The organism is Erwinia sp. AK-PDG3-5 (assembly GCF_056821705.1).
The window spans coordinates 2435353-2459783 of record NZ_CM165967.1 but is presented as its reverse complement, the minus strand read 5'-3'; the positions used below and the strand labels follow the sequence as shown (position 1 = coordinate 2459783).

Sequence of the window (24431 nt, the reverse complement as noted above, 5' to 3'; positions counted from 1 at the left end):
CCACGGGAAAGTTTCACCGGCTGGCCATCAGCGGTGAATTCATCGTCTATGATTATTTTTTACCATGAGTGCCTGAGAACCGGACTCCACCGCGTTTTTTCTTCTCCACCATTATTGCTTTTGCCCATTGCTGGCTTAAACGAGGGAATCGAATGGCGTCCAAATCTTTTATCAAACGTTGGGGTAGTGAGATCGTCGGCGACGGAAAAGTCCGCTTTCGTTTATGGGCGACCGGGCAAAAAGAGGTGATCTTAAGGCTTGCGGGTGTAGATCATCCGATGACGGCGCAAGCCGACGGCTGGTTTGAGTATCAGGCCAGCGGCGTTTCAGCAGGAGCGGAATATAACTTTGTGCTGGCCGATGGCATGGTGGTGCCCGATCCGGCATCACGCGCGCAAAAATCGGACGTTAGCGGTCCCTCGCTGGTGGTCGATCCTGAGTACTACATCTGGCATAACGCCGACTGGAAAGGCCGTCCGTGGTCTGAAAGCGTGGTTTATGAACTGCATATCGGCACCTTCACGCCTGAAGGCACCTTCGCCGCCGCCAGTGAAAAGCTGCCTTACCTGGCCGACCTCGGTATCACCATGATTGAAGTTCTGCCGTTGTCGCAGTTCGGCGGCAGTCGTGGCTGGGGTTATGATGGCGTGCTGCTGTACGCGCCACACTCGACGTACGGCACACCCGATGATTTTAAGGCCTTTGTCGACAGCGCCCACCATCACGGCATCTCGGTAGTGCTGGATATCGTGCTTAATCACTTCGGTCCTGAAGGCAATTATTTGCCGCTGCTGGCACCGGACTTCTTCCATAAGGAGCGGATGACGCCATGGGGCGCTGGCATCGCCTATGATGTTGCGGCCGCGCGCGACTATATGATTGAAGCGCCGCTGTTCTGGCTAAAGGAGTACAATCTCGACGGCCTGCGCTTTGACGCTATCGACCAAATCGAAGACAGCTCGGAGAAACATGCGCTGATTGAGATTGCCGAACGCATCCGCCATGACCATCCTGACCGCCATATCCATCTGTCGACCGAAGATTGCCGCAATGTCACCTTCCTGCATCCGCGTGCGGCAGACGGATCGGCGCCGCTGTTTACCGCCGAATGGAACGATGACTTCCACAATGCGGTACATGTGTTTGCCACCGGTGAAACCCATGCCTATTACCAGGATTTTGCCCGGCAGCCCGAAAAGTTGGTGGCCCGAACGCTGACCGAAGGCTTTGCCTATCAGGGCGAAGTGGCGCCGCAGTCTGGCGAGAAAAGGGGCGTCAGTAGCCTCAGTCAACCGCCGGTGACCTTTATTGATTTCATCCAGAACCACGACCAAATCGGTAACCGCGCGCTCGGCGAGCGGTTGATCGATCTGGCGGGTGCCGAGCGCACCCAGGCGCTGCTGGCGATGCTGCTGCTTTCACCGCATATCCCGCTGCTGTTTATGGGCGAAGAGTATGGCGAAACCCAGCCGTTCCTGTTCTTTACCGACTTCCATGGCGATCTGGCCAAAGCGGTGCGCGAAGGGCGCGCACGGGAGTTCGCGGGACATGCCGGACATGAAGGCACCCGCGTGCCCGATCCCAACGATAAACAGACCTTCTTCAGCTCTAAGCTTGACTGGGAAAAGCCGACCCGCGAGGAGGGCAAGCAGTGGCTGGCGTTGACCAGACAACTGCTGACGCTGCGTCAGCAATATATCGTGCCGTTGCTGGACAAGGCCGGCGGCAACAGCGGCAAGGTGCTGAAGACGGCGGAAGGTTTCCTCGCCGTCAGCTGGACCTTCCCGGATGGCACGCTGTCTCTGGCCATCAATCTGGCTGAAACCGCTCAGCCGCTGGTCGACCTTCCGGGTGAAACCCTGTTCGCCTGGCCTGCCGCGGAAGAAAAGCTGGCGCAAAACGCCATTATTGTCCGTCTGGCCAGGGAGATCTAAAGTGACCATTCCCGCTGCAACTTACCGAATTCAGTTCCGCAACGGCATGACCTTCGATCGGGCCGCCGAGCTGGTGCCTTATCTGCTGCAACTCGGCATCAGCCACCTGTATGCGTCGCCGATATTTACCGCCACCCAGGGGTCAACCCACGGCTATGACATTACCGATGCCAATGAAATCGATCCGGCTATCGGTGGCCGCGCCGGTTTTGACCGCATGGTCAGGGCGTTAAAGGACGCCGGACTGGGCCTGATCCTCGACATTGTGCCGAACCATATGGCGGCCTCGCTGGAAAATCCCTGGTGGCGTGACGTTATCGAACACGGTGAAAACAGCCGCTATGCGCGTTATTTTGATATCGACTGGTCGCGGCGGCTGACCTTACCTTTCCTCGGTGACACCTTTGACGTCGCGCTGGAAAAGGGCGAGATCGCCGTTAAAGCCGATCCTGCCACCGGGCGTCCTGCGCTGGCCTACTTCGGGAGTTTTTATCCGCTGACGCCGGAAAGCTGGCAAGGGAAAGAGCAGGAAATCCTGCAACTCACCGACAAACCGGCCCTTGCTGAACTGCATGACCGTCAGCCCTGGCGGCTGATGTCGTGGCGGGATGCGCCAGAAGAGCTTTCCTATCGCCGCTTCTTTGAGATCACCGGTCTGGCGGGCGTGCGGGTGGAAGATCGCGCCGTGTTTGATGATACCCACCGGCTGATCCTCGAACTGGTGCATGCCGGCGCGGTTGACGGACTCAGGGTGGATCATGTGGATGGCCTGGCCGATCCGAAAGGCTACCTTGAGCTGTTGCGGCAGCAGGTAGGCCCGGACTGCTACCTGACCGTCGAGAAAATTCTGGGTGAGGGTGAGGTTATTCCGGCGGACTGGCCGATTTCCGGCACCACCGGCTACGAATTTATTGCGGCGATTTCCGACGCGCTGGTCGACGGCAAGCAGATCGGCACCTTGCGCAAAGTTTATGAGCGGGTGATTGGCCGACAGGTGGATATGGAGGCGGAACTGCGTGCCGCCAAAATGCTGATGGCGGACCGAAATTTTGCCGGTGAGTTCAGCACCTTGCTGACGCTGGCCACCGAGATTGCTAACAAAGAAAACGTCAGGCTGGAAGAGGAAACCGGGCGGGAAGCGCTACGCGAACTGCTGATCGCTTTCCCGGTGTACCGCACCTACGGCACTGAAGAGGGTCTGCCGGAAGAAGGCACTGAAATGCTGCACCAGGTGGCCGGTGAGGTTAAAACGGGCGAGAACGTGCCGGATCGTGGCGCGGTGGATTTTCTCACCCGCATCCTCGCGGGCAAGGTGTCAGACGGTGCCACGGAAGAGGCGGATACCTTCCGCACCCGCTTCCAGCAGCTTACCGGACCGCTGATGGCGAAATCGGTGGAGGATACCTTGTTCTTCCGTCAGCATATGGAGCTGGCGCTGAATGAAGTGGGTGCCGAACCCTTGCCGCGCACCTTCACGCCAGAGCGTTTTCATCAGGAGATGGCGCAGCGGCTGCAACTTCAGCCCGATGCGATTTCCAGCACCTCAACCCATGACACCAAACGCGGTGAGGATGCCCGCGCCCGACTGTATACGCTGACGGAAGCGCCGCCCATCTGGCAGGCATGCATCGCTCGCTGGCAGCAGATGAATCAGCATAAGGTCAGCAAGCTGGCGGATGGCCTGGCGCCCAAGCCGGCGGTAGAGTGGATGTTGTATCAGGCGCTGGCTGGCGTCTGGCCGGCCACGCTTGAGCCGCAGGATGAAGCGGGCTTAAAGGCGCTGGAAGAACGCTTCCTTGCCTATGTGGAAAAAGCCCTGCGCGAAGCGAAGCAGCGCACCGACTGGGCCGACACCAACGAACCCTACGAACAGGCGGTATTCGACTATACCCGCCATCTGCTCGATCCGCAGAATCAGACCTTCCTGCAGGACTTCCACCGTACGCTGCAACCCTTTGTGCGGGCGGGGCTGGTTAACAGCCTTACCCAGTCGGTGATTAAGCTTGTCGCCCCAGGCGTGCCGGATATCTATCAGGGAAGCGAAGCGCTGAATTTTAGCCTGGTCGATCCTGATAACCGTCGCGATCCTGACTTCCCGCTGCTGGCACATCAGCTAACGGCCGACGACGTGTTGCCCGCGTCCTGTGACGAAGCCGACTGGCGCAGCGGCAAGCTGAAACAGCAGGTTATCGCCCGACTGCTGCACCTGCGGCTGGATAAGCCAGAGTTGTTCAGAAAAGGCGAATATTTGCCGCTACAGGCCAGCGGAAAGCAGGCGGAGAACATTCTGGCCTTCGCCCGCCGCGATGGGGTTAACGCAGTGATTGTGATCCTGCCGCGACTGGTGTTTGCTCTGGTGGGCGAAAGCCTGTCTGCCGGGCCGAAGCAATACTGGAATAACGCCGTGATTAACCTGCCGCCTGAGCTGGCCCAGCGTCGTTATCGCGATGTACTGACCGGGGAAGAACACTTCCTGACAGCCCGCTTCAATTTAGAAAATATTGCATGCATAACCCCTGTGATCCTTCAGGGTTGATTGAAAAAACAATCAATACACCGCAGTCACATTAACGTTTTGCAATGGAGAGTGGCATGTCTAACGGTAAACCTTACGGGATCACCGCAGGTAACAGCCTGCGTCTTGGCGCGAATTTTGATGGCAAGGGGGTGAATTTCGCACTTTTCTCCGCCCATGCTGAACGGGTTGAACTCTGTTTATACGATCCGACCGGGGTGTTTGAAATCACCCGACTGGATCTGCCGGAATATACTGATGAAGTCTGGCACGGCTATGTGCCTGATCTGAAAACCGGCGCGCTGTATGGCTATCGCGTGTATGGGCCTTACGATCCGGAAAACGGCCACCGCTTTAATCCCAACAAGCTGCTGCTGGATCCCTATGCCCGTGAGCTGTCTGGTGAAATTGAGTGGGACGAATCGCACTTCGCCTACAACCTGCATGATGATGACAAAGACCTGACCTTCGACGATCGCGACAGCGCGCCGTACACGCCGAAATGCCGGGTGATCGACCCCGATGAGTTCAACTGGCAGGATGAGAATCGCCCGGCGATCGGCTGGCCGGAAACGGTGATTTACGAAACCCATGTGAAGGGCTTTACGCAGCTCAACTCCGCCGTACCGGAAGCCCTCCGTGGCACCTACGAAGGCATGGCGCACAAGGCCACCGTTGATTACATCAAAAACCTGGGCATTACCTCCGTTGAACTGTTGCCGGTTCACTGGTTCCCGGACGATCAACATCTGCTGGAAAAAGGGCTGAAGAACTACTGGGGTTATAACACCCTGAATTTCTTCTCGCCCGCCAGCCGCTATTTCGGCCCGAATGGCATTCAGGGTTTCCGCGATATGGTGAAGGCTTATCACGATGCCGGTATCGAGGTGATCCTCGACGTGGTGTATAACCACACCGCCGAAGGCAATGAGCTGGGGCCGACGCTGTCATTTAAGGGCATCGACAACTACTCCTATTACCGCACCTTCCCCGAGCAACACCGCTATTACATCAACGATACCGGTACCGGCAACACGGTAAACACCTCGCATCCGCGCGTCTTACAAATGATTATGGATTCGCTGCGCTACTGGGCGGAATCGATGCATATTGACGGTTTTCGCTTCGATTTGGGCACCATTCTTGGCCGCGAGCCAGAAGGTTTCGATCAGCGCAGCGGCTTCTTTGACGCGATGATGCAGGATCCGGTGCTGTCGAAACTGAAGCTGATTGGCGAGCCGTGGGACATTGGGCCTGGCGGCTATCAGGTGGGCGGATTTCCGCCGGGCTGGGCAGAGTGGAATGACAAATATCGCGATACGGTGCGCGAATACTGGAAAGGTGACAACGTCGCGTCTGAGTTTGCCGCACGCCTGCTGGGGTCCGGTGATTTATACGATTTGCGTGGCCGCCGGCCATGGGCCAGCGTCAACTTTATCACCGCCCATGATGGCTTCACGCTTAACGACCTGACCTCGTACAACGACAAGCACAACGAAGCCAACGGCGAGGACAATAACGACGGCCATAATGATAACCGATCGTACAATTATGGTGCTGAAGGCCCGACCACGGACGAAGGGATCAACGCGGTGCGCGATCGCCAGCGCCGCAATTTCCTCACCACCATACTGTTCTCTCACGGCACGCCGATGTTGCTGGCCGGTGATGAGTTTGGCCGCAGCCAGTTAGGCAACAACAATGGCTACTGTCAGGACAGCGAAATTTCCTGGGTAGAGTGGGATAAAGTGCCGGATACCGGTGCGGCACTGCGCGAATTTACCCGCCAGGTGATCAAGCTGCGTGCCGAGCAGCCGTTGCTACGTCGTGAAAGCTGGCGCGATGGCATGGATATTAAGTGGTTCAATGCCGGCGGTGGTTTCCAGCAGCCGGATCAGTGGGACGAAGGCGTTACGCTCGGGGTGTATATTGGTCGCCCGGATCTGCATACGGAAGAGGGGATCTGGCATGACGTGCTGATGCTGTTTAACCCGTATGAGGGCAATGTGCCGTTCCAGATCCCGCAGTTTGGTGAAGGTGGCTGGGTGCTTGAACTGACCACCGCCACCTCGTTGACCGCAAAACCGGGGCTGGTGATTACCCGGGAAAAGGATTTCGAGTTGGAAGGGCGCAGCATTGCCTTATTCAGAAGGCCATAAAGGGGCGACAAGGAATAATGCGTGTCAGATGTAACGAATATGTAATCATATGAAAATATCTTCCTGAAAGTTCCGTTAGTTGTGGCGGAACCTTTCTTAACAATAATTTAGCAAGTTTAGCTAAAACGATTAACGAGAAAAGGCGTTTAGTAGTCCTGCCGGTGTCATTCGCCGGACGTGCGCAATAACCGATAGGGCGGAACATTACCGTCGATCTGACCGCAGTAATAATGCCGCCTTATTGGTTTTGAACTGGAATACTCAGGAGTCACAACATGAAAGATCTCGTTAATGATGTTTTATCTATATTCTCACCACAGAGCGTTAAGCCTGTCCTGATCCGTGCAGGATTAACCCATCGCGAGATTGCCTCCATGCATCCAGTTGGCGTAACACAGGTCAGTTGGGTGACCTCCATGGAAGAGCTTAACGATGCCTTCGTGAAAAAAGCGATGGAAGCGGGTGCCTCGGGTTATCACATTACCGATGTGGAGTCTCACAAACCGGGAAACGATGACCAACATGTGCTGGCCGCCAAAGCCACGCTGTATTATGTTGCTGAAAAAGCGGCCAATGGCTGATGCTTTTAAACAACTTTTATACCGAACCGTTGCTTATTCACCTGGCTGCATAGCCATGCAACCAGGTGAAATTTGTTGGGCGCATTTACGTTGGTTTTGCGGTTCACCAGCCATGACTTTCGCACGTCTGACCCCGTAAACCCCACTTACCCGGTTTTAGTAGTGCCGACAACAGATGTTATGGTAGATATCCCGTCACCGTACTTTCTTGAATATGAGAAGGATCAAGGGTACGCAAATAGCAAAACCATATATAGCCGCATCAAAGACTCTGTCTGTGTATTGAATAAGTGAATCTATTGCAGCTTGATATTCAATTAATGGTACAGGGTTAGAAAACAGCATACTTTGATTCTCACTGAAAGCAGAAAAAGAGAATGATGCTATTACCAGGACGATAAAGTAGCAAAGAGATACTGTCCCTATACCTAACCATCGGAGAACTGTTTTAGTTCTATTCGTTGACGTCATACGAACCACCTAAAACCCCTCCTATAGTTCCGCCTGAATAGGGTGATAATGAATCCTCAACCGCCGCGCTTTCAGCTGCGGTTTTCTGGATCTTACCTCGGGAAGATTCATGAAGTTCCTGGAGATTATCACTGTTGGGGTATTGCTCCTTGAAGATACTTGTCATTTCCACCACAAGCATTGAAGACATATCTGATCCCTTTTTAACTAGGTATCGCTGTAGAGAAACTGGAATAGTAAAATCTTCTTCAGCTTCAATTGGTAGTTGAGTTGTCATTGAGGCGTAGCCATTTTCAAATACTTTCGAGCCTGAATATTTGATTCCTGCTACAGAGTGGGTAGTACAATTTTTCCCTGTAACATCGTACTCGTCAATGGTACGGCCTCTTCTCCGGGTTGTATCTGGCATGTCAGGTGTTTGAATTGCAGGGGCGCTGCTATTCCATAAATCTTCGAAGGATTTTCGTGTTAACTCAGGATCTGCATCATCGATTCTAAATGCCCGAGCTTTCATGCGATAGAGTTCGGACCTGTAATATGCCCTTGCATCTTCACCCATCAAAAAGTTAAGAATTCCGTCACCGGTGGCAGTACCAGGCCCTGTTCGTCCATATCGACCGTAGGTATAAAGAAAAATAGAGTTGTTTTCGTGAACCGAAACAAAGGCATGTCCAGCCCCTGTTATTTCCGTCCAGAGATAAACCCCGTTCAGTAACAAGTTATCTTTCGGTTTGCATGTGTCTACAATGCCGTGTCGATGTTTCGCGGCCTGTGCGTGCTGTGCAGGTTCCGTTTGCTCTGAGGATGATGTGGCGCTGGCTGCTACATACCCCCCGGATGCGACAACCTTGTTAGTGCCGGGCGGACAGCCGCAGAGCACGTCGGAGCCGTCAATGGCGGCGGTGATGCCGTTGAGGGTTCTGGTCGGGTCGCCGGAGGTGATGACGCCGCTTTTCCCGCATGCCGGGCAGGGGGTGGTTTTGTCCCCCACGCGAAGGGATAGTTTCCCGTTAACTGCCCATCTGCTGCTGGCGATGCATTGGGCGCCGGTGGTGGTGCGGTCGCCGCTCACGGCGGTGCGCTTAGCGTTGATGGTGTTATTGCTTCCTGCCATGTGTTTACTGCTCTCCGTGAAGTTAGTCCGGGTAAACTGAAAAAAATACCAGAGGTGATTCTGATTTTGTGGGTGTTGGGTCAGACTTTGGCAATCACACTTCACCGCGAGTACTACCCTAAGTTAAGCAACGATCAGTTCATCATGGGGAATTTTATCAGTAGGGATTGTTTCATTCAGGGCTAATGACTCACGATACTCTTTAGCCTCTGCAAACATCGTCCAATGCGCATCAATATTCATTTCTTGAATCGTAGATTTGATGTCTTTTATACCAACATTGAAGAACTCTTTGCGCGAGTTAATTTTGTTTACTTGTTTATCGTTGAACACCTTGTGAAGGTGATTTTCAAGTGAAGGGGCATCATCACTGTAGAGCATTGCATGCACGTCAAATGAGAATGGGACGCTGGCATCCCCAAGTTCACGAACTCGATCAAGGGGTTCGAGTCGACGTGTCATCCCAATTTTATAAATGTTTTCGCCGAAGGAGCCGATGTTACTGATCACATATACGTGACCAGAGCGTGTTTGCTGCGCCATCGAGATGGCTCGGTGGTTTTTGGCTTCAGCTTCTTCGTATTTAATTTGTAGCTCAGCCAGTTTCTGTTCGAGGGCTATACGTTGCTCTTCACCTGCAAGCATTAATTCTTTAGTCGCTTTGTCAATAGCCTGCTGAATTGTTTTCTCTTCTTTTTCGGCTTCTTTTATCGCTCTCTCATATTCTCGGCGAGCCTTTTCTTCTTCGCGCAACTGTTCTTTGATGCGCCTTTGTTCTTCTTTTTCTTCGAGCATGATCTCATTAACTGCAACGCCCCATTTAAGTTCGTTGAGTCGAGCCTGTAAGTATATATCAGTGATCTTAGCTGACCTAAAAGCGGAGCCGTTATAATTCACAAGTTGAAATGCGTCCTTAATTTCTTGGGAGAGTTTACCGTAATTATTATGTTTGATTTTAGAAAGCGTACTATCAACCTTTCCATTGAACGCATCTAATACAAATTTTATTGCAGTATTACGTCTATTAGGTTCGACATATTCACAACTTGCCGCTTTGCTCGTTTTGATTAAAGATTTTGTTAACTCTCTCGCTTTTTGGAGTTCTCTGCCTGTATCAGTATATTCATAATTCTCTGCAAGTTCATCCAAAACGCTTCGGTTTGGAACTATCCATTCATCGCCGTAACCTTCAATTTTATTTTTCATTGACTTGGCTACAGCTTGGTAGGTTTCTGCAAATTCTTTCGCTTCATATGCAGAACCTGCAATTTCTTTTGCTCGGACCTCTGCATCTGAGAGAATTTTCATTGCATTATCATTTGCGTTGGAAATTAATTCATTAGCTTTACTATTTGCGTTATCTAACCGCTCTTTAGCTTTCAAACGAGCATCGCGTGCGTCTTTGGTGATGGATACTGCTTCGCTGTTAGCATTGCTTATTGTGAGCCGGGCTTGGTTATGAGCTTCATTTATAGCTCTGGCAGCCTTTATTTGGGCTTCTTCAATTATTTCTTTGGCTATAGAGTCAGCATTTTTTATCTTTTTCTCAGCATCCACGACGGCATCATGTAACTCTTGATACTGCCATAAGGGGTAGGATCTTCCTTCAAGTTCAGAGTGTTTTCTGACTGCTTGAGCTAAATTTTGTTCAGTTTGACTAAGCCTCTCTTGGCTTTCATACAATTCATCTTTGAGAGCAGTATTGCTAGCGATAAGGTTATCGACCTCCACCTTATGCTTTTTGCCTTTCTTGACCAGAATCACAGTCAGGATTGGAGAAAGTAGGGCTAACACGAGTACTACTGTGACAAAAAAATCCATTTCATAATCCTTTATTCGATCAGTTTGAACTGTTATGCATTTCACACACGCAATCACTTCAATATCTGAAAAAGCACACTCAAAACTATTACCTGTAGTGGAAATTTTAATCATGCCCTTAGGCAGTCTGATGATCGGTCTAATGGAGTACGTCCCATCGATATAAATCAACAAGTGCCCATCAAGCACAGCTGTGAGTTTTGCTCACGGAGGTATGTGGTAGATCCATCGTGAACGACAATCGGGGGCGAAAGGCTTGTCGCGATTACTACAGACTAACCACAATCCAATAGGGGATGTTGCATCATGACCCTTAATATATCAATCACTCTCATTACACCGCACGTCACAATTGAGCGCTACAGCGAGCTTAGAGGCCTGCCAATAGAAACTATCATTGACATGCTGGCTGATGGCCGCTTGCCTCGCCATCAACTGTATAAAGATAAAAAGCGTCAAAAAGTAATGATTAACCTCGTTGCTCTTACCGTTGATGCGCGCTCATTTCAATGAACTGCCTTTTAAGCATGGCTTGTAGCCAGACCAGCCCTTGCGCGGGCGTTCACAGCCGCGGCATCTGCATATTGACCATTCTCGCCAATGTCCAGGTTTAAGGCTCAAAGCGGATCACGTCTTCACCGATCCATTTATTCAGCTCGTGCAGCCGCTTACGTAATGGCATCAGCTCGTTGCGGACAAAGACGCATTGGTTCCAAATTGCGAACTGCTTAATAATGAGGGATGACGAAAACGATGAATTGTCCTATGTGCGGACAGGCTGCACATACCCGAAGCAGCTTCTCCCAAAGGTATGCAGAAACAATTTGCTTACTGAATCAGACCCTCAGCTGGGGTAATAGGGTTAATGTACTGAACTGGATTGTGTAGCAGTGGATACCTGGACGAAACGCAATCAGCGGGATAGTTTGGTAGGTTCGACCTACTTTTGCCAACAGGGCGGAACTGTTTGGGTTTCTGCATCTGGGGATCATCGGGCTATCCGTCAAAAAGTTTTAGGAAGGGACTCGGGAACCCGTTCTTTGGCTAGTTATTTGCGCTGGGATGATGTCTGCGCGGTTGCTTAGGTTGGATTGTTGTACGCGATTGAAACGGCATAGCACAATAAATTACGAAATTACGCCCCGCGGCAAAAGTGCTGTCGACATTTGGTCGCCACTGGCGTCAGAGGTTCGTTATAAATTGCTGATTATAAAGGTTTTTATTTACAGGTAACAAAAAACCCATAAATAAACACCGCATCTCTTAACCGAATGCGGTGTTTTTTTCGCCTTACATAGCGCGTCAAATAGCACGGCTGTCATAGCTAAGATTGGCTTCTTCAATGCTGTCGCCATGTTCAATCGCCCACTGACACAGTGCTTCAAACGGCCCGCGTAATGAATGGCCCAAAGGCGTGATGGCATATTCCACGCCAATCGGCGTGGTGGGTAATACGGTGCGCGTCACCAGGCCATTTTTTTCCAACCGCTTTAGCGCATCAGCCAGTGCTTTATGGGTGATATTCAGGCGTTTTTTGATCTCATTAAAGCGGGCAGGCTGCGGGCATATCACGGTCAGGATCATAATCGTCCATTTATCGGCGATTTTATTCAGCACCGGGCGAACTAACTCCATATCGGCGCGGCTTTTCTCAAACAGCCTGTCCAGGTCGGTATACTCAACCATATCTTGTATCCTTCAGGTGCGTTATTGATATCAGATATAAGAAGTATATCATCCATTCTCTACACAAATGAGGAGAGAATGATGAGCAAAATGACGGATAAAGTTGCCCTGATCGTGGGGGGTGCCAAAGGCATCGGTCTTGCCATTGCTGAAAGGCTGACCGCAGAAGGCGCGGTGGTGTTCCTTACCGGCAGACGTGAAGAGGAAGTGAACGCTGCGGTCACGCAGTTGGGGGCGGGCGTGACCGGGTTGATTGCGGATGCCGGAAAGCAAAGCGATATCCAGCAGGTGATTGCCACCATTGCAGAAAGCACGGGCCGTATTGACCTGTTGGTGCTGAACGCTGGGATGAGCACGCCCGCATCGCTGGCGGAGGAAACGGCCGAACACGTCAATCAACTGTTCAGCGTCAATGTGCAAAGTCACGTCACGGCATTTCAGGCCGCGTTGGACTCGCTGAGTGACAAAGCTGCCGTGGTGTTGGTTGGCTCTGTCGCCAGCGGACTGGGCGTGGCGGGGTACGGCACCTACAGCGCCACCAAAGCCGCGCTGCGATCTTATGCCCGCACCTGGAGTCTGGAACTGGCACCGCGCGGTATTCGCGTCAATGTGGTGGCACCAGGCCCCACCGATACCGATATGATGGCCGCCGTACCGGAAGCCGTTCGCCAGACGTTGATCGCACCTATCCCCTTGGGGCGCATGGCACGTCCGCAGGAGGTGGCTGCTGCGGCGTCCTTCCTGTTAAGTGAGGATGCGAGCTTTATTACCGGCGTGGAACTGCTGGTGGATGGCGGCATGGCGAATAACCTGACCTGATCCTGTCTGGCCGCGATGGGTAAACCATCGCGGCTAATTATCGCCCAGCTGGCCGTCCCATAACTGCATAACCTGCCCGATCGACCGGGCAATATCCTCAAAAGCCACACCATCGCGTGCCAGCGTAGAAACCCCGCTGAGGAAACTGTTAAAGGTGAGTCCCAGCGTTTTTGCTGACGTCCCGACGGGCAGCTCGCCGCTTAGCACACCGCGTTCAACGCAGTGAATAAAACCCTCACAGGTCTTTTTTCTTGATTGCTCCAGCGGGCTGAGCAGGTATTTATGCTCATCGGTACTCACCGACATCAGGCCCAGCGTGACCATGCAGCCTTTGGGATGATCGTCTGCACACTGCATGCGTGCGGAACGTAGCAGGGTGGATTCAATGGCCTCGCGCGGCGGCAGTTCGTCCTGCCACAAGGCTTCGGTCACGCGCCCGTGTGACTGCAAATAGCAGGCAACCGCTTCCTGAAACAACTTCTCTTTAGAGCCAAACGCCGCGTAAAAGCTCGGCGCGGTAATACCGTTGCCGATCGCACTTTTCAGCTGACTCAGCGAGGTCGAGTCAAAGCCGCGATCCCAGAACAGGTGCATTGCCTGTCGCACCGCGTCATCGCGATCAAACTGCCGTGGTCTGCCCGTTCTCATTTGGTATCTCCTTTCAACTAAGTTATATACTAATCGATACATAAATATTTGACAACGCTGCGCGCTCAGGATATCTATACCAAACGATACAAAATCAACTGGATAACCAAGAGAGGGCAGTTTGGCTGATATTTCTCCGGTCGCGAAGGCGACCCGACAGGACCGACTACCGGTGATGGCGCTGCTGGCACTGGCGATGACCGGTTTTATCTGCATCGTCACGGAAACCATCCCAGCCGGTTTGCTGCCGCAAATCAGCGCCGGACTGACGATTTCACTGTCGCTTGCCGGTCAGATGGTGACGGCGTTTGCCGCTGGCGCGTTGATTGCGGCCATACCGCTGACCCTCGCCACCCGAACCTGGCGGCGTCGCAGCGTATTGCTGACCACGATAATCGGATTCTTGCTGTTCAACACCCTGACCGCAATCTCGACAAACGTCGTGCTGACGCTGGCGGCGCGCTTTCTGGCGGGCGCATCTGCCGGATTAGCCTGGAGCTTGCTGGCAGGCTATGCCCGCAGAATGGTGCCGGTTTCTCTGCAGGGAAAAGCGATGGCGCTGGCGATGGTCGGCACGCCGATTGCCCTGTCGCTGGGGGTACCGCTGGGCACCTGGCTGGGGAATTTACTGGGATGGCGGTTGACCTTTACCGTGATGTCTGGCTTATCGGTGCTGCTGGTCGTCTGGGTGCTGCTGGCTGTTCCTGATTTTGCCGGGCAAACAAGTCAGCAAAAAATGGCCTTGAAAGCTGTTTTCAACACGCCAGGTGTCCGTCCGGTGTTAGGCGTGGTCTTTACCTGGATGCTGGCGCACAACATTCTTTACACCTATATCGCCCCGTTTGTGATTCCGGCCGGGCTGGAAAATAAGGTCAGCCTGATTTTGCTGATTTTTGGTTTGGCGGCGCTGGTGGGCATCTTTATCACCGGGCGGATTGTCGATCGTCATCTTCGGCTGGCAGTCTTAAGTTCACTGGCGGTTTTTGCCCTGATTTCTCTGATTTTTGCCGTGGCCTTAACCTCGCCTGCGGTCATTTATTGTGGCGTGGCGATTTGGGGCATCAGTTTTGGCGGGGCTGCCACCTTGCTGCAAACCGCGCTGGCCGATGCTGCCGGTGAAGGGGCTGACATTGCGCTGTCGATGAATGTGGTGGTGTGGAACAGCGCCATCGCCGCCGGTGGACTCAGCGGTGGCATGTTATTACAGCAGGCCGGCGTCACCGCGTTTCCCTGGGTAATGCTTATACTTTTGCTGCTGAGCTTTGCCATCGCTTCCCGCGCCAGCAAACACGGTTTCAGTAAAGCAGGGAGAGCCGTCTGTTCTGTCGCCGGTTGATAGTGCGTGCGCGACGCATTGCTGATTTCTTTTAACTGATGACGAGGAATGACCATGACTGATTACACCGATAAACCCGATACAGGCAGAAAGGTTCTGATCCTTGGCGGCAGCCGCGGCATTGGTGAGGCGATCGTTCGTCGCTTTGCTGAGCAGGGCGATGACGTGGTGTTCACGTACGCCAGCTCCCAGCAGAAAGCCGAAGTCATCGCGCAGGAGACACACAGCCAGATGATCAAGCTGGACGTGTCGAACCGTGCCGAGCTGGTTGATGCCGTCGCGCAGGCGGGCGAACTGGATGTGCTGGTATTTAATGCCGGGGTGCTGGCCGCCGGCGATCCGCTGGAGATCGATGCTGACGAAATTGAACGGCTGTTTGTGATCAACATCCATGCCCCTTACTTCGCCGCGGTCGAAGCCGCCCGCAAAATGAAGGACGACGGCCGCATTATTATCATTGGTTCGGTCAATGCCGACCGCGTTCCGGTTGAGGGGCTGACCGCCTATGGTGCCAGTAAATCAGCCGTTCAGGGCATGGCCCGTGGGCTGGCCAGAGATTTTGGCCCGCGCGGTATCACCGTCAACGTGGTGCAACCCGGTCCGACCGACACCGATATGAACCCGTCTGACGGGCCGATGAACGAAATGATGCACAGCTTTATGGCGATTAAACGCCATGCGCACGCCAGCGAAGTCGCGTCGATGGTGTTATGGATTGCCAGCCGCGAAGCGGCCATGGTGACCGGCACGGCGCTGACCATTGACGGGGGATTCGGCGCTTGAGCTAACCTTCCGTGATCACTGAGTTTCGGGCAATCAGCTCGGTGACCCAGTCAGCAAACACCCTGACTTTGGTACTGAGTTGGCGGCTGGGCGCATAGCTGAAATAGATGTCCACCGGCGGTGCCCGCCAGTCCTCAAGGACGGGCACCAGCTTGCCTGCCTTGATGGACGGGTGAATCATAAAATCCAGCGTATGAATTAAGCCAATACCCGTCAGCGCAGTGGCCAGGTGGGCATTACTCTCATTGACCATCACCTTGCAGGCCGGGGTGATCTCCAGCGATTCCCCCTGTTTGCAGAATTTCATCGGTAACAAAATGCCGGTTTGTGACGAAAAATAGCCGGCCACCGGGAATTCGCCGTCCAGAATTTGCTGCGGGTGATCGGGAACGCCGTAGCGCGCCAGATAAGCTTTGCTGGCACAGGTGGTCCAGCCGAACGCGCCGATTTTACGCGAGATCAATGCGCCATCAGCGGCACTGATGCGAATGGCGCCATCAATGTTCTCGCCAATCACATCGGCCGTGCGGTCGGACACGCCGACCTGCAGCTCAATATCCGGATAACGGGCACAAAAGTCCGGCAGCGCCGGGATCAACAGCAGGCTGGCGACGGCTCCACCGGTTTCGATACGTAACCGTCCCCTGGGCGTTGCCTGCGATCGACCCAGCGTGGCATCAATATCTTCAAGCTCGCTGAGCAGATGTTTGGTCCGTTCATAATATGCCGTGCCGTCGCGGGTGACGCTGACCCGCCGGGTGCTGCGTTCAAGCAGTTTTACCCCGAGATGCTTTTCCAGCGCCTGAATCGATTTGCTTAAGCTGGCATTGGGCATTTGCAGCGATTGCGCGGCTTTTGAGAATCCGCCGGTTTCGACGACGCGCGCAAAGGCACGTATGGCTTGCAGTTGATCCATGGCAGAACGCTCCCGGCGGATTATCTCTGTGGGGGAATAAAGATTTCGAATTTACGCTATTTATTCCTGAATCCGCCAGTCCTATATTCATTCCCGTACTGACAACCCAATCACTCGCGGAGAATGACCATGAAAATTACCGACCTCAGCAATATCCACACCAGCAAACATCAGGGAAAAATTGCGCTTGTTACCGGCGGCAGCTCGGGTATCGGTCTGGCGACCGCCATGCGTCTGGCCCGCGAGGGTGCCACGGTGGTCATCACCGGTCGCCGTCAGGCTGAGCTGGACAGCGCAATCGCCCAGATAGGGTCTGGCGCCACCGCGATTCAGGGCGATATCTCTGTCGCCGCAGATGTGGATCGCATTGTTGCGAGTCTCCGCGAGGCACACGGTCGTCTGGATTTGCTGTTTGCCAACGCAGGCGGCGGCGAGTTTGCGCCGCTTGAGTCCATCAGCGAGGCGCAGTTCGACAAGTACTTCAACATTAACGTTAAGGGTTCGCTCTTCACCATTCAGAAAACGCTGCCGCTGATGGGCGAGGGAAGTGCCATCGTGGTCACCGGATCAATCGCCGCTAATCAGGGGATGCCCGCTTTCGGCGTGTATGCCGCGACCAAAGCCGCACTGCGCTCTTTTGTGCGCACTGCAGCCTCCGATCTGAAAGGCCGTCATATCCGCATTAATGCCATCGCCCCAGGCGTGGTGGTCACCCCGGCGTATAAATCCGAATTAGGCATGAGCGATAAGGACATCGAGGGATACTTGCTACAGGTGGCCGAGAAAACCCCGCTGGGACGTGCTGCCAGCGCCGATGAGATGGCAAAAGCCATGTCGTTTCTGGCCTCGGACGATGCCAGCTATATCACCGGCATCGAACTGGTTGTCGATGGCGGCATGACCCAGATTTGAGATTTGCCGATGCTTAAGTAAAGGTCATTGCCCAGGTGATCAGGCCAGCAATAAAAGTGGTGGAGGTGAGGGCGATCAGGAACAGAATATCGATCCATTTTTCCAACACCGGGCGGTGCTTCACCCCGCCCGATCGCAATCCCCAGTAGGAGAGGATGGTGGTGATTAAATATAAAAAAGCGTTAATCGCCAGCAAATCGTCGCCCAGCGTGCCTTCTTTTCTGAGGGTCGTCACCACCTGAAATATCCCGATGACCGTGATGCAAACACCGACCATCCCGGCTGAGGCGGTAAAGATATGCACGCAGATATCTTTTTCGACTTCGGCGCTATCGTTTTGTTTTGACATAGCCACGTCTCCACGGCAGGAAGGAACAGAAGCGTCAGGTGTAATTTTCCTGAGTGTAGAGCATAAAGGTCACTTTTCCTGTTTCCTGACTTTCGGGTTTTACACCCTGTTCCAGCCAGCCCAGTAGAATATTTATCGCCAGCTGGGCATGTCTGCCGGAGTTTTGATCCAGCGTCAGCGCCAGTGCTTTTTTGGCGAACAGCGCTTTGGTGGTGGAATAAAGTTCATGGGTGATTAAGGTGCAGGAATCGGTGAGGCGATGCCGCGCTAACGCCTGGCTGATCTCGGTGTTACCCAGCCCGGTGTTGTACAGGCCCACCACGTTGGCAGACTGCACCAGCTGCTTCTCCAGCAGTTTGCTGATGGTGATGCGGCTCTCCTGACCGGCCAGCACCTCCCGTAATGTTATCTGCGGGAAGCGCTCCTCAAGAACATCGCGAAAGCCCTGAATGCGCTGCTGATGCGCGCGATACTCAAAGCGCCCGCTGACGACAATCACCTCACCTTGCTGTTTGATCATGCTGCCCATCATCAACCCGGCGGTGCGGCCGGCCTGCAACTGGTTAATGCCAACATGACACAGCCTTTCTGCCCCTGGCAGGTCGGTGACGATGGTGATCACCGGCACGTCGCGCTGTTTGCACAGTTGCAGCGCCTGATAGATCGCAGGATGTTCATGGGCAAACACAATCAGCCCGTCACGGGTTTTGCTGCACTCGCCAATCAACTCAGCCAGCCTGTCCGGGCGGGATTCGGGCACAAAGGTGCGGTGCAGAACAATGCGGCGATAGCCCAGCGAGGTCGCCACGGCGGCAAAATCACTGGCGAGCTGCTTAAAGAAGAACGAGTCGTTACCGCTCAACAGCACTTCTATCTGCCAGGCATGACGGTGTTCCTCCGGCAGAATGCGTTTCAGCCCGGCGTCCCGTGCTGCCTGAAGCACTTTCTGCGTGGTGCGGGGCGACACGCCGCCTCGCTCATTGAGCACCCGATCGACCGTTGCCACGCCGACGCCCGCCAGTTCGGCCAGCGCCTCCAGAGTGATTGTTTTCATTGCCGTTCCTGTTGAGGTAAATCCATCAAAACACGCGTTCCTCAGGGTAAGCCAGCAGGCTATTTTGGCAACGACTTTATTGCTGAACTTTGACCTGCAGACAGGAATTCACCATGACTGAGAAAAAACGTTTTGCCCTGATTGGCTGTGGCTTTATCGGCCAGGTACACGCTGCGAATCTGGCGGCCCATCCGGGCATTGAGCTGGCGATGGTGGCGGATGTGGACCGCGCTCGCGCCAGCGCCATCGCCGCACAATTTCACAGCCAGGCGGGCGAGGTTAGCGCCGCCATCAACAGCGACAATATTGACGCGGTGCTGATTGCCAGCGCAACGCCGTCACATGCGGAGCTGCTGGAAGCCGCCGCGCGGGCCGGTAAAGCGGTCTATTGTGAAAAGCCGATCGATTTGTCGCTGCAACGGGCCAACCGCGTGGTAGAAAAAGTGCTGCCCCTGAACGCAAAAGTCACGGTAGGCTTCAACCGCCGTTTTGACAGCAGCCATCAGCAGTTAAAACGCCAGCTGCAGCTGGGCACTCTTGGACGTCCTGAACTGATTCAGATGGTCTGTCGTGCGTCTGAACTGCCGCCGTTGAGCTACCTGCAGTCATCGGGCGGGCAGATGCGGGATCAGGCAATCCACTTCTTCGATCTGCTGCGCTGGTTGACGGAAGATGAGGTGGTGTCAGTCGGGGCGATGGGTGCCGCATTGGCGATGCCGGCAATCAGTGAATTTGGCGATGTCGACACCTCGGTGCTGATTATGCAGATGCGCCAGGGCGGATTAGCGCAGCTGGATAACACCCGGCGCACCGGATATGGCTACGATGAACGCATCAGCGTGATGGGGGAAAAAGGGCTGGTAGAGTCCGGTGCTCAAAGTCCGCAGGGAATGACGTTGTATCAGGGCAACACCATCGCCAGACCGGGGCTTTACCCGGACTGGTTCAGCCGGGTACAGGCAACGTACTATCAGCATCTGGATGCGTTTGCCCGTTATCTGGATGGGGAAGCGGTCGCCGATCTGCCAGGTTTGTTAGATGGCATTCAGGCGCAGGCCATTGCAGAAGCGGCGGTGAAATCTCTGGTAACCCGGACGTTCTGCCCGGTAGGGTTGATGCTGTAGAAGAAAACAACCCGGTCAACAGCGCTGAGGATGTTGACCGGCTTTGCAGTTAACGCCAGAATCGCGCGGTTAACGCTCTTCGTTAAACACGATCCCCAGCTGTCCGCGCACGGTATCCATGGTGGATAAGGTCATTAATGCCGTGGCAAGCGGGCGAATCGGTGAGTCCGTTAATCCCTGACCGACACACCAGGCAAAATGCTGGATCTCATGATTAAGCTGCGTGTAGCGGTTCAGCGGTTCTTCCCAGCGTAATGATTTATTGCCCTGGCTTGAGGTCAATACAAAGCCACCCGGCGCGTAAAATTGACCGTCCAACACCAGCGTGGCATCGCGGCCGGCAATAATCGCTTTGCCCGGCGTATTGCTGAATAACGTGGTGTTCAACACCGAATGCATGCCGTTGAGGTGTTCAAATAGCATCGACGCCTGACCGTTGATATTGCCTTCAGCCTGCTGACCGCTGGACTGAATACGCTCGGGCGCGCCGGCCACCATCACGCTCAGGGAAATCAGATAGCTGCCTAAGTCCATCATCGGCCCACCGGCCAGATCGGCATTGAATATGCGGTGATCCTGGGTGAAAAACTCACCGTGATCGGCAATCAGGGTGTGCAAGTCGCCCAATGCGCCATCCGCCAATAGCTGCCTCAGCACATCGTATTTTGGCGCAAAGTCGCACCACATGCCTTCCATACAGAGCACGCCCTGACGCTGCGCTTGCGCCTGTAACGCCGCGCCTTCTTTGGCATTCAACGCCAGCGGCTTCTCAATCAGCACGTGCTTGCCCGCTTTCAACACCCGCAAACCATCCGGGAAATGATGATTGTGCGGCGTGGCGATATATACCGCGTCCAGATCGTTCATCGCCAGCATCTCGTCAACGTTGCTGAATGCCGCCGGGATTGCCCAACGATCGGCGAATGCCCGTGCCTTATCGCCATTACGTGCGGCTACCGCAACCAGCTGTTGCCCGGTGTGTTCTTTTAACGCGCGGGCAAAATGATCGGCGATCCAGCCGGGGCCGATAATGCCCCAGCGCAGGACGGGTATGGACTGCGCTGACGGCAGGCGGGGGACAGGTAAAGAAGAGGGAAACATACTCACTCCTTGTTGCGATGCCGGTTCAGCGGTTATTCGCCACGTGAACCCATTGATGGGAGTCCATGGACTGCTCGATAGCGGTCAGGATCTGTTGATTTTGTAAACCAAACGCAAAATTCGGATAACAATCTTCGTTGCTGCAAATGCCCTGCACAAGGTCGTGGACTTCAATGACCTTCACGTCAAAATAGCCCAGTCCGCCGCCGCCAAAATCAAAGCCGAAGAAGCCTGCATAGGCCGGGATCTGGCTGCCTGCGTACAGGGTCTTAAATCCGCGATCGTGTTTGTCGTCGTTGAAGCGATAAACCTGCAACTCATTGAAGCGTTCGCCGTCCATATAAATCGTGCCTTCGGTGCCGGAGACTTCCCAGAACACACCAAAAATACGACCGGCGGCGATGCGCGACGCTTCGATAACGCCGCTGGCCCCGCTGGTAAAGCTCACCAGGCACTGCACCTGGTCATCATTTTCCACTTCGCGGCGTTCGGCGTTTTCATCGGTGCGGCTGGCGTAGCCGGCATCCACCTGGGGAACCGGACGCTGACGCAGATAGGTCTGCGCACTGGAGGTGACCTCGCTGATACCGCCCATCAGAAACTGCGCCACGGAGAGTGTGTGCGCGCCCAGGTCGCCCAGCGAACCGCTGCCGCCCAGCTTTTTGGAGCAGCGCCAGGACCAGGGCAGCTCGGGATCGTTATAAAAGCCCTGATCGAAGGTGCCGCGAAAGCGGATCGGCGTGCCGATATCACCGCGTTCGATAATCTGTTTTGCCAGCAGCGCGGCAGGGGTTTTTATGTTGTTAAAGGCCACCATGGTTTTCACGCCGGCTTTTTCCGCCGCCTGCTTCATTTCCAGCGCTTCCTCAGTGCTGACCGCCAGCGGCTTTTCACAATAGACATGCTTGCCGGCCGCAATCGCCGCCAGCGCCATCTCAAAATGCAGGTGATTCGGCGAGGTGATATCCACCACGTCGACATGCGGGTCGGCCACCAAATCACGCCAGTTGCCGTAGGCTTTTTCTGCACCAAAGCGTGCGGCATTTTCATCGGCCAGGGCCTGGTTCTGATCGGCCAGCGCATAAAGATGTGGGCGTTTCGGCAGGTCGGGATAGATCATTGCCGCACGACGGTAGGCATCGGCATGCGCCTGTCCCATAAAGCCAGAGCCGATCAGGCCAATATTCAGCGTCTCTTTCATTGTGCGGTTTCCTCGACATCGGCAGAAAATTGAAAAGTGTTTTGTGCCCAGTGAAACGCGCGGGAAACGGCGGCAAACGGCGCTTCTTTTTGCGGGTCCTGCTCGGCTTCAACAATCAGCCAGCCCCGGTAACCCGAACTGGCCACAAACGCAATCAACGGCGCATAGTCGATGCAGCCTTCGCCAGGCACGGTAAACAGTCCGGCTCGCACCGCGTCATTAAAGCTGAGATCGTCCTGCTGCACCTGGCGCAAAACGTCCGGGCGGACATCTTTCAGATGAATATGTACCACGCGATGGCCAAACCGTTCGATCGTCTGGGCCAGATTGACGCCGCCCGCAAAGGCGTGACCGGAGTCGAGCACCAGCCCTACGTGGTCCGAGGTTTTCGCCAAAAACTCCTGTAACTCATCATGGTGTTCAACCAACATCATCAGATGATGGTGATAGGCCAGCTTGAGCCCATATTGCCGCAGCAAAATCGCGGCAAATTCACTGACTTTGCGGGCATATTCATCGATATCCACGCAGCTCAACACCGGCGAAAGGGAAAGGGGTTCGTCAAGTGGACTGCTGCCCGGCATTTTGCCGCACTCGCCATAGACCATCACTTTTGCCCCCAGCGCTTTAAGCAAGGCGGCATGGGGCTGAACCGCCGCGACTTCCTCTGCGACGCTACGGTCGGCCAGAAAACCGCTGTGCCAGCCGGATGCCAGCCGCAGATTCACGTCCTGCAACAATGGGGCTAATTCGGTGGGGGTGCGTGGGAATTTCCTGCCCAGCTCGATGCCCTGATATCCGGCAGAGGCGGCCTGTTTCAGACAGGTTTCCAGCGGGATATCGTCTCCTAAATCGAGCAAAACATCGTTGGTCCAACTGAGTGGGCTGACACCTAACTGAATGCGGGAATTCATGGGATTAGGGCTCCTTTGAGGTCAATTTGATGACACTATAAAGAGCGCGTTTGAGTTAACGTTATCGCAACAATGATGGAAAACCATCAATTGTGCCGCAGGGCGGCTTTGGATATAAAAAATGTGATCTCAGCGAGGTTTACTCCATGGCTGGCGATGTTGTGATTATGGCACCGCTTAAGCAGGGTAATGGAGGCGATAACTGCATGATTAAACGACTGAGAGAGGATGAGAAATGAATCCTGTTTTAGTTACCAAATTACGAAATGGTCACGCGTTGTCATTCCTGACGCATTACGCTAAGCTGGCAAAATGACGAATAAAACACATGCATTGCCCCTGCGGGGGCCGACGGATCACAGCATCCGCGATCAGGTTGTCGACGCTGCTACCGAACATTTCGGGCACTACGGCTATGAGAAAACCACCGTGTCGGAACTGGCCAAAGCCATCGGTTTTTCTAAATCTTACATCTACAAATTTTTCGATTCCAAGCAGGCCATCGGCGAGGTGATTTGCAGCAACCGCCTGGCGATGATTATGGCGATCGTCAATGCAGCCATTGCCGATGCGCCCTCAGCCTCTGAGAAAATACGGCGTTTATTCAGTGCGATAACTGTAGCAGGCAGCGATCTTTTTTTTCACGACCGCAAGCTTTATGACATTGCCGCCGTCGCGTCGCGTGATAAGTGGCCTTCAGCCGAAGCGTATAAGGCTCGGGTACACCAGCTGATTGAACAGATCATTGTTGAAGGGCGTCAGGCCGGAGAGTTTGAACGTAAAACGCCGCTGGATGAGACGACACAAGCGATATATCTGGTTATGCTGCCTTACCTCAGCCCAATTCAACTGCAATACAATCTGGAAACCGCTCCGGCAGCGGCGACACTTCTGTCTTCGTTGATACTGAGAAGTCTGTCACCCTGATTGGTGACTATTGACAATATTGGTCACTGGTCTGAGAATGCGGTTACTCTCCTGTTAAAGTGTAAG

Annotated in this window: 21 protein-coding genes and 2 pseudogenes; 11 read left to right on the top strand and 12 right to left on the bottom strand. The window is 54.1% G+C overall.

Going from position 1 to position 24431, the window contains the following annotated elements; all coding sequences use genetic code 11:
* The first annotated feature begins 152 nt into the window (after window positions 1–152).
* The 4 genes from treZ (at window position 153) to AC1UKS_RS11260 (ending at window position 7189) form a co-directional block, all read left to right on the top strand.
* A complete protein-coding gene (gene treZ, locus AC1UKS_RS11275) occupies window positions 153–1934 on the top strand; it encodes a malto-oligosyltrehalose trehalohydrolase (protein ID WP_482433593.1) in 1782 nt (593 codons plus the stop codon).
* Window position 1935: 1 nt separating this feature from the next.
* Window positions 1936–4470: a malto-oligosyltrehalose synthase gene (treY, locus tag AC1UKS_RS11270; protein ID WP_482436927.1), complete on the top strand. Its 2535-nt coding sequence runs from the start codon at window positions 1936–1938 to the stop codon at window positions 4468–4470.
* Window positions 4471–4526: 56 nt separating this feature from the next.
* Window positions 4527–6608 (top strand): glycogen debranching protein GlgX, encoded by a 2082-nt coding sequence (glgX, locus tag AC1UKS_RS11265; protein ID WP_482433591.1) that lies wholly within the window; start codon window positions 4527–4529, stop codon window positions 6606–6608.
* Window positions 6609–6883: 275 nt separating this feature from the next.
* Window positions 6884–7189, top strand: coding sequence for a YdgH/BhsA/McbA family protein (locus AC1UKS_RS11260; RefSeq protein ID WP_482433589.1), 306 nt, complete (start codon window positions 6884–6886; stop codon window positions 7187–7189).
* 454 nt (window positions 7190–7643) lie between these two features.
* On the opposite strand, the gene AC1UKS_RS11255 is transcribed toward AC1UKS_RS11260, so the two are convergent.
* The 3 genes and pseudogenes from AC1UKS_RS11255 to AC1UKS_RS11245 form a co-directional block, all read right to left on the bottom strand.
* The gene (locus tag AC1UKS_RS11255) at window positions 7644–8774 is read right to left on the bottom strand and encodes a PAAR domain-containing protein (protein WP_482433587.1); all 1131 of its coding nucleotides are present in this window, start codon (window positions 8772–8774) and stop codon (window positions 7644–7646) included.
* A 123-nt stretch (window positions 8775–8897) separates the two neighbouring features.
* On the bottom strand, window positions 8898–10595 hold the full coding sequence (locus AC1UKS_RS11250) for an SNIPE associated domain-containing protein (RefSeq protein ID WP_482436926.1): 1698 nt from the start codon (window positions 10593–10595) through the stop codon (window positions 8898–8900).
* Between the two features lie 102 nt (window positions 10596–10697).
* Window positions 10698–10784, bottom strand: a pseudogene (locus tag AC1UKS_RS11245) (phage repressor protein CI); the annotation flags it as partial.
* A 117-nt stretch (window positions 10785–10901) separates the two neighbouring features.
* Here AC1UKS_RS11245 and AC1UKS_RS11240 point away from each other — a divergent pair.
* Window positions 10902–11108: a regulator gene (locus AC1UKS_RS11240; RefSeq protein ID WP_482433585.1), complete on the top strand. Its 207-nt coding sequence runs from the start codon at window positions 10902–10904 to the stop codon at window positions 11106–11108.
* 97 nt (window positions 11109–11205) lie between these two features.
* Here the strand turns inward: AC1UKS_RS11240 and AC1UKS_RS11235 are convergent.
* A pseudogene (locus AC1UKS_RS11235) lies at window positions 11206–11298 on the bottom strand (phage portal protein); the annotation flags it as partial.
* A gap of 599 nt (window positions 11299–11897) precedes the next feature.
* Complete coding sequence (locus AC1UKS_RS11230; RefSeq protein WP_482433583.1) at window positions 11898–12281, bottom strand: winged helix-turn-helix transcriptional regulator; 384 nt, start codon at window positions 12279–12281, stop codon at window positions 11898–11900.
* Between the two features lie 81 nt (window positions 12282–12362).
* Between AC1UKS_RS11230 and AC1UKS_RS11225 the strand changes: the two genes are divergently transcribed.
* Complete coding sequence (locus AC1UKS_RS11225; protein ID WP_482433581.1) at window positions 12363–13100, top strand: SDR family NAD(P)-dependent oxidoreductase; 738 nt, start codon at window positions 12363–12365, stop codon at window positions 13098–13100.
* Window positions 13101–13133: 33 nt separating this feature from the next.
* On the opposite strand, the gene AC1UKS_RS11220 is transcribed toward AC1UKS_RS11225, so the two are convergent.
* Window positions 13134–13748 carry a TetR/AcrR family transcriptional regulator gene (locus AC1UKS_RS11220; protein ID WP_482433579.1) on the bottom strand — a complete coding sequence of 205 codons (615 nt, stop codon included), beginning with the start codon at window positions 13746–13748 and terminating at the stop codon, window positions 13134–13136.
* A 175-nt stretch (window positions 13749–13923) separates the two neighbouring features.
* Between AC1UKS_RS11220 and AC1UKS_RS11215 the strand changes: the two genes are divergently transcribed.
* Together AC1UKS_RS11215 and bdcA are read left to right on the top strand one after the other, a co-directional pair.
* Entirely contained in the window at window positions 13924–15084 is a 1161-nt protein-coding gene (locus AC1UKS_RS11215) for an MFS transporter (protein WP_482436925.1), read from the top strand.
* Between the two features lie 54 nt (window positions 15085–15138).
* Complete coding sequence (gene bdcA, locus AC1UKS_RS11210; RefSeq protein WP_482433577.1) at window positions 15139–15867, top strand: SDR family oxidoreductase; 729 nt, start codon at window positions 15139–15141, stop codon at window positions 15865–15867.
* A gap of 1 nt (window position 15868) precedes the next feature.
* Here bdcA and AC1UKS_RS11205 read toward each other — a convergent pair whose 3' ends face one another.
* A complete protein-coding gene (locus tag AC1UKS_RS11205; protein WP_482433575.1) occupies window positions 15869–16783 on the bottom strand; it encodes a LysR family transcriptional regulator in 915 nt (304 codons plus the stop codon).
* Window positions 16784–16912: 129 nt separating this feature from the next.
* On the opposite strand from AC1UKS_RS11205, the gene AC1UKS_RS11200 reads away from it, so the two are divergent.
* Window positions 16913–17695, top strand: coding sequence for an SDR family oxidoreductase (locus AC1UKS_RS11200; RefSeq protein ID WP_482433573.1), 783 nt, complete (start codon window positions 16913–16915; stop codon window positions 17693–17695).
* 13 nt (window positions 17696–17708) lie between these two features.
* Here the strand turns inward: AC1UKS_RS11200 and AC1UKS_RS11195 are convergent, their stop codons facing one another.
* Window positions 17709–18044, bottom strand: a complete 336-nt coding sequence (locus AC1UKS_RS11195) for a hypothetical protein (RefSeq protein ID WP_482433572.1) — start codon at window positions 18042–18044, stop codon at window positions 17709–17711.
* Window positions 18045–18078: 34 nt separating this feature from the next.
* Window positions 18079–19098 carry a LacI family DNA-binding transcriptional regulator gene (locus AC1UKS_RS11190; RefSeq protein WP_482433571.1) on the bottom strand — a complete coding sequence of 340 codons (1020 nt, stop codon included), beginning with the start codon at window positions 19096–19098 and terminating at the stop codon, window positions 18079–18081.
* Between the two features lie 113 nt (window positions 19099–19211).
* Between AC1UKS_RS11190 and AC1UKS_RS11185 the strand changes: the two genes are divergently transcribed.
* On the top strand, window positions 19212–20222 hold the full coding sequence (locus tag AC1UKS_RS11185) for a Gfo/Idh/MocA family oxidoreductase (RefSeq protein ID WP_482433569.1): 1011 nt from the start codon (window positions 19212–19214) through the stop codon (window positions 20220–20222).
* A 69-nt stretch (window positions 20223–20291) separates the two neighbouring features.
* Here the strand turns inward: AC1UKS_RS11185 and AC1UKS_RS11180 are convergent, their stop codons facing one another.
* Genes AC1UKS_RS11180 through iolE form a run of 3 tightly spaced genes read right to left on the bottom strand, consistent with a single transcriptional unit; the run spans window position 20292 to window position 23438 of the window.
* Entirely contained in the window at window positions 20292–21323 is a 1032-nt protein-coding gene (locus AC1UKS_RS11180; RefSeq protein WP_482433567.1) for a Gfo/Idh/MocA family protein, read from the bottom strand.
* 25 nt (window positions 21324–21348) lie between these two features.
* A complete protein-coding gene (locus AC1UKS_RS11175; protein ID WP_482433565.1) occupies window positions 21349–22524 on the bottom strand; it encodes a Gfo/Idh/MocA family protein in 1176 nt (391 codons plus the stop codon).
* Window positions 22521–23438: a myo-inosose-2 dehydratase gene (gene iolE / locus AC1UKS_RS11170; protein WP_482433563.1), complete on the bottom strand. Its 918-nt coding sequence runs from the start codon at window positions 23436–23438 to the stop codon at window positions 22521–22523. The genes AC1UKS_RS11175 and iolE overlap by 4 nt, the downstream gene beginning before the upstream one ends.
* A 312-nt stretch (window positions 23439–23750) precedes the next feature.
* Between iolE and AC1UKS_RS11165 the strand changes: the two genes are divergently transcribed.
* A complete protein-coding gene (locus AC1UKS_RS11165; protein ID WP_482433562.1) occupies window positions 23751–24365 on the top strand; it encodes a TetR/AcrR family transcriptional regulator in 615 nt (204 codons plus the stop codon).
* Window positions 24366–24431: the final 66 nt, after the last annotated feature.

What these genes read in the sequence shown, in the direction of transcription:
- treZ (WP_482433593.1), top strand. Translation starts at nt 153, where the DNA reads ATGGCGTCCAAATCTTTTATCAAACGTTGGGGTAGTGAGATCGTCGGC.
- glgX (WP_482433591.1), top strand. Translation starts at nt 4,527, where the DNA reads ATGTCTAACGGTAAACCTTACGGGATCACCGCAGGTAACAGCCTGCGT.
- AC1UKS_RS11260 (WP_482433589.1), top strand. Translation starts at nt 6,884, where the DNA reads ATGAAAGATCTCGTTAATGATGTTTTATCTATATTCTCACCACAGAGC.
- AC1UKS_RS11255 (WP_482433587.1), bottom strand. Translation starts at nt 8,774, where the DNA reads ATGGCAGGAAGCAATAACACCATCAACGCTAAGCGCACCGCCGTGAGC.
- AC1UKS_RS11250 (WP_482436926.1), bottom strand. Translation starts at nt 10,595, where the DNA reads ATGGATTTTTTTGTCACAGTAGTACTCGTGTTAGCCCTACTTTCTCCA.
- AC1UKS_RS11240 (WP_482433585.1), top strand. Translation starts at nt 10,902, where the DNA reads ATGACCCTTAATATATCAATCACTCTCATTACACCGCACGTCACAATT.
- AC1UKS_RS11230 (WP_482433583.1), bottom strand. Translation starts at nt 12,281, where the DNA reads ATGGTTGAGTATACCGACCTGGACAGGCTGTTTGAGAAAAGCCGCGCC.
- AC1UKS_RS11225 (WP_482433581.1), top strand. Translation starts at nt 12,363, where the DNA reads ATGAGCAAAATGACGGATAAAGTTGCCCTGATCGTGGGGGGTGCCAAA.
- AC1UKS_RS11220 (WP_482433579.1), bottom strand. Translation starts at nt 13,748, where the DNA reads ATGAGAACGGGCAGACCACGGCAGTTTGATCGCGATGACGCGGTGCGA.
- AC1UKS_RS11215 (WP_482436925.1), top strand. Translation starts at nt 13,924, where the DNA reads ATGGCGCTGCTGGCACTGGCGATGACCGGTTTTATCTGCATCGTCACG.
- bdcA (WP_482433577.1), top strand. Translation starts at nt 15,139, where the DNA reads ATGACTGATTACACCGATAAACCCGATACAGGCAGAAAGGTTCTGATC.
- AC1UKS_RS11205 (WP_482433575.1), bottom strand. Translation starts at nt 16,783, where the DNA reads ATGGATCAACTGCAAGCCATACGTGCCTTTGCGCGCGTCGTCGAAACC.
- AC1UKS_RS11200 (WP_482433573.1), top strand. Translation starts at nt 16,913, where the DNA reads ATGAAAATTACCGACCTCAGCAATATCCACACCAGCAAACATCAGGGA.
- AC1UKS_RS11195 (WP_482433572.1), bottom strand. Translation starts at nt 18,044, where the DNA reads ATGTCAAAACAAAACGATAGCGCCGAAGTCGAAAAAGATATCTGCGTG.
- AC1UKS_RS11190 (WP_482433571.1), bottom strand. Translation starts at nt 19,098, where the DNA reads ATGAAAACAATCACTCTGGAGGCGCTGGCCGAACTGGCGGGCGTCGGC.
- AC1UKS_RS11185 (WP_482433569.1), top strand. Translation starts at nt 19,212, where the DNA reads ATGACTGAGAAAAAACGTTTTGCCCTGATTGGCTGTGGCTTTATCGGC.
- AC1UKS_RS11180 (WP_482433567.1), bottom strand. Translation starts at nt 21,323, where the DNA reads ATGTTTCCCTCTTCTTTACCTGTCCCCCGCCTGCCGTCAGCGCAGTCC.
- AC1UKS_RS11175 (WP_482433565.1), bottom strand. Translation starts at nt 22,524, where the DNA reads ATGAAAGAGACGCTGAATATTGGCCTGATCGGCTCTGGCTTTATGGGA.
- iolE (WP_482433563.1), bottom strand. Translation starts at nt 23,438, where the DNA reads ATGAATTCCCGCATTCAGTTAGGTGTCAGCCCACTCAGTTGGACCAAC.
- AC1UKS_RS11165 (WP_482433562.1), top strand. Translation starts at nt 23,751, where the DNA reads ATGACGAATAAAACACATGCATTGCCCCTGCGGGGGCCGACGGATCAC.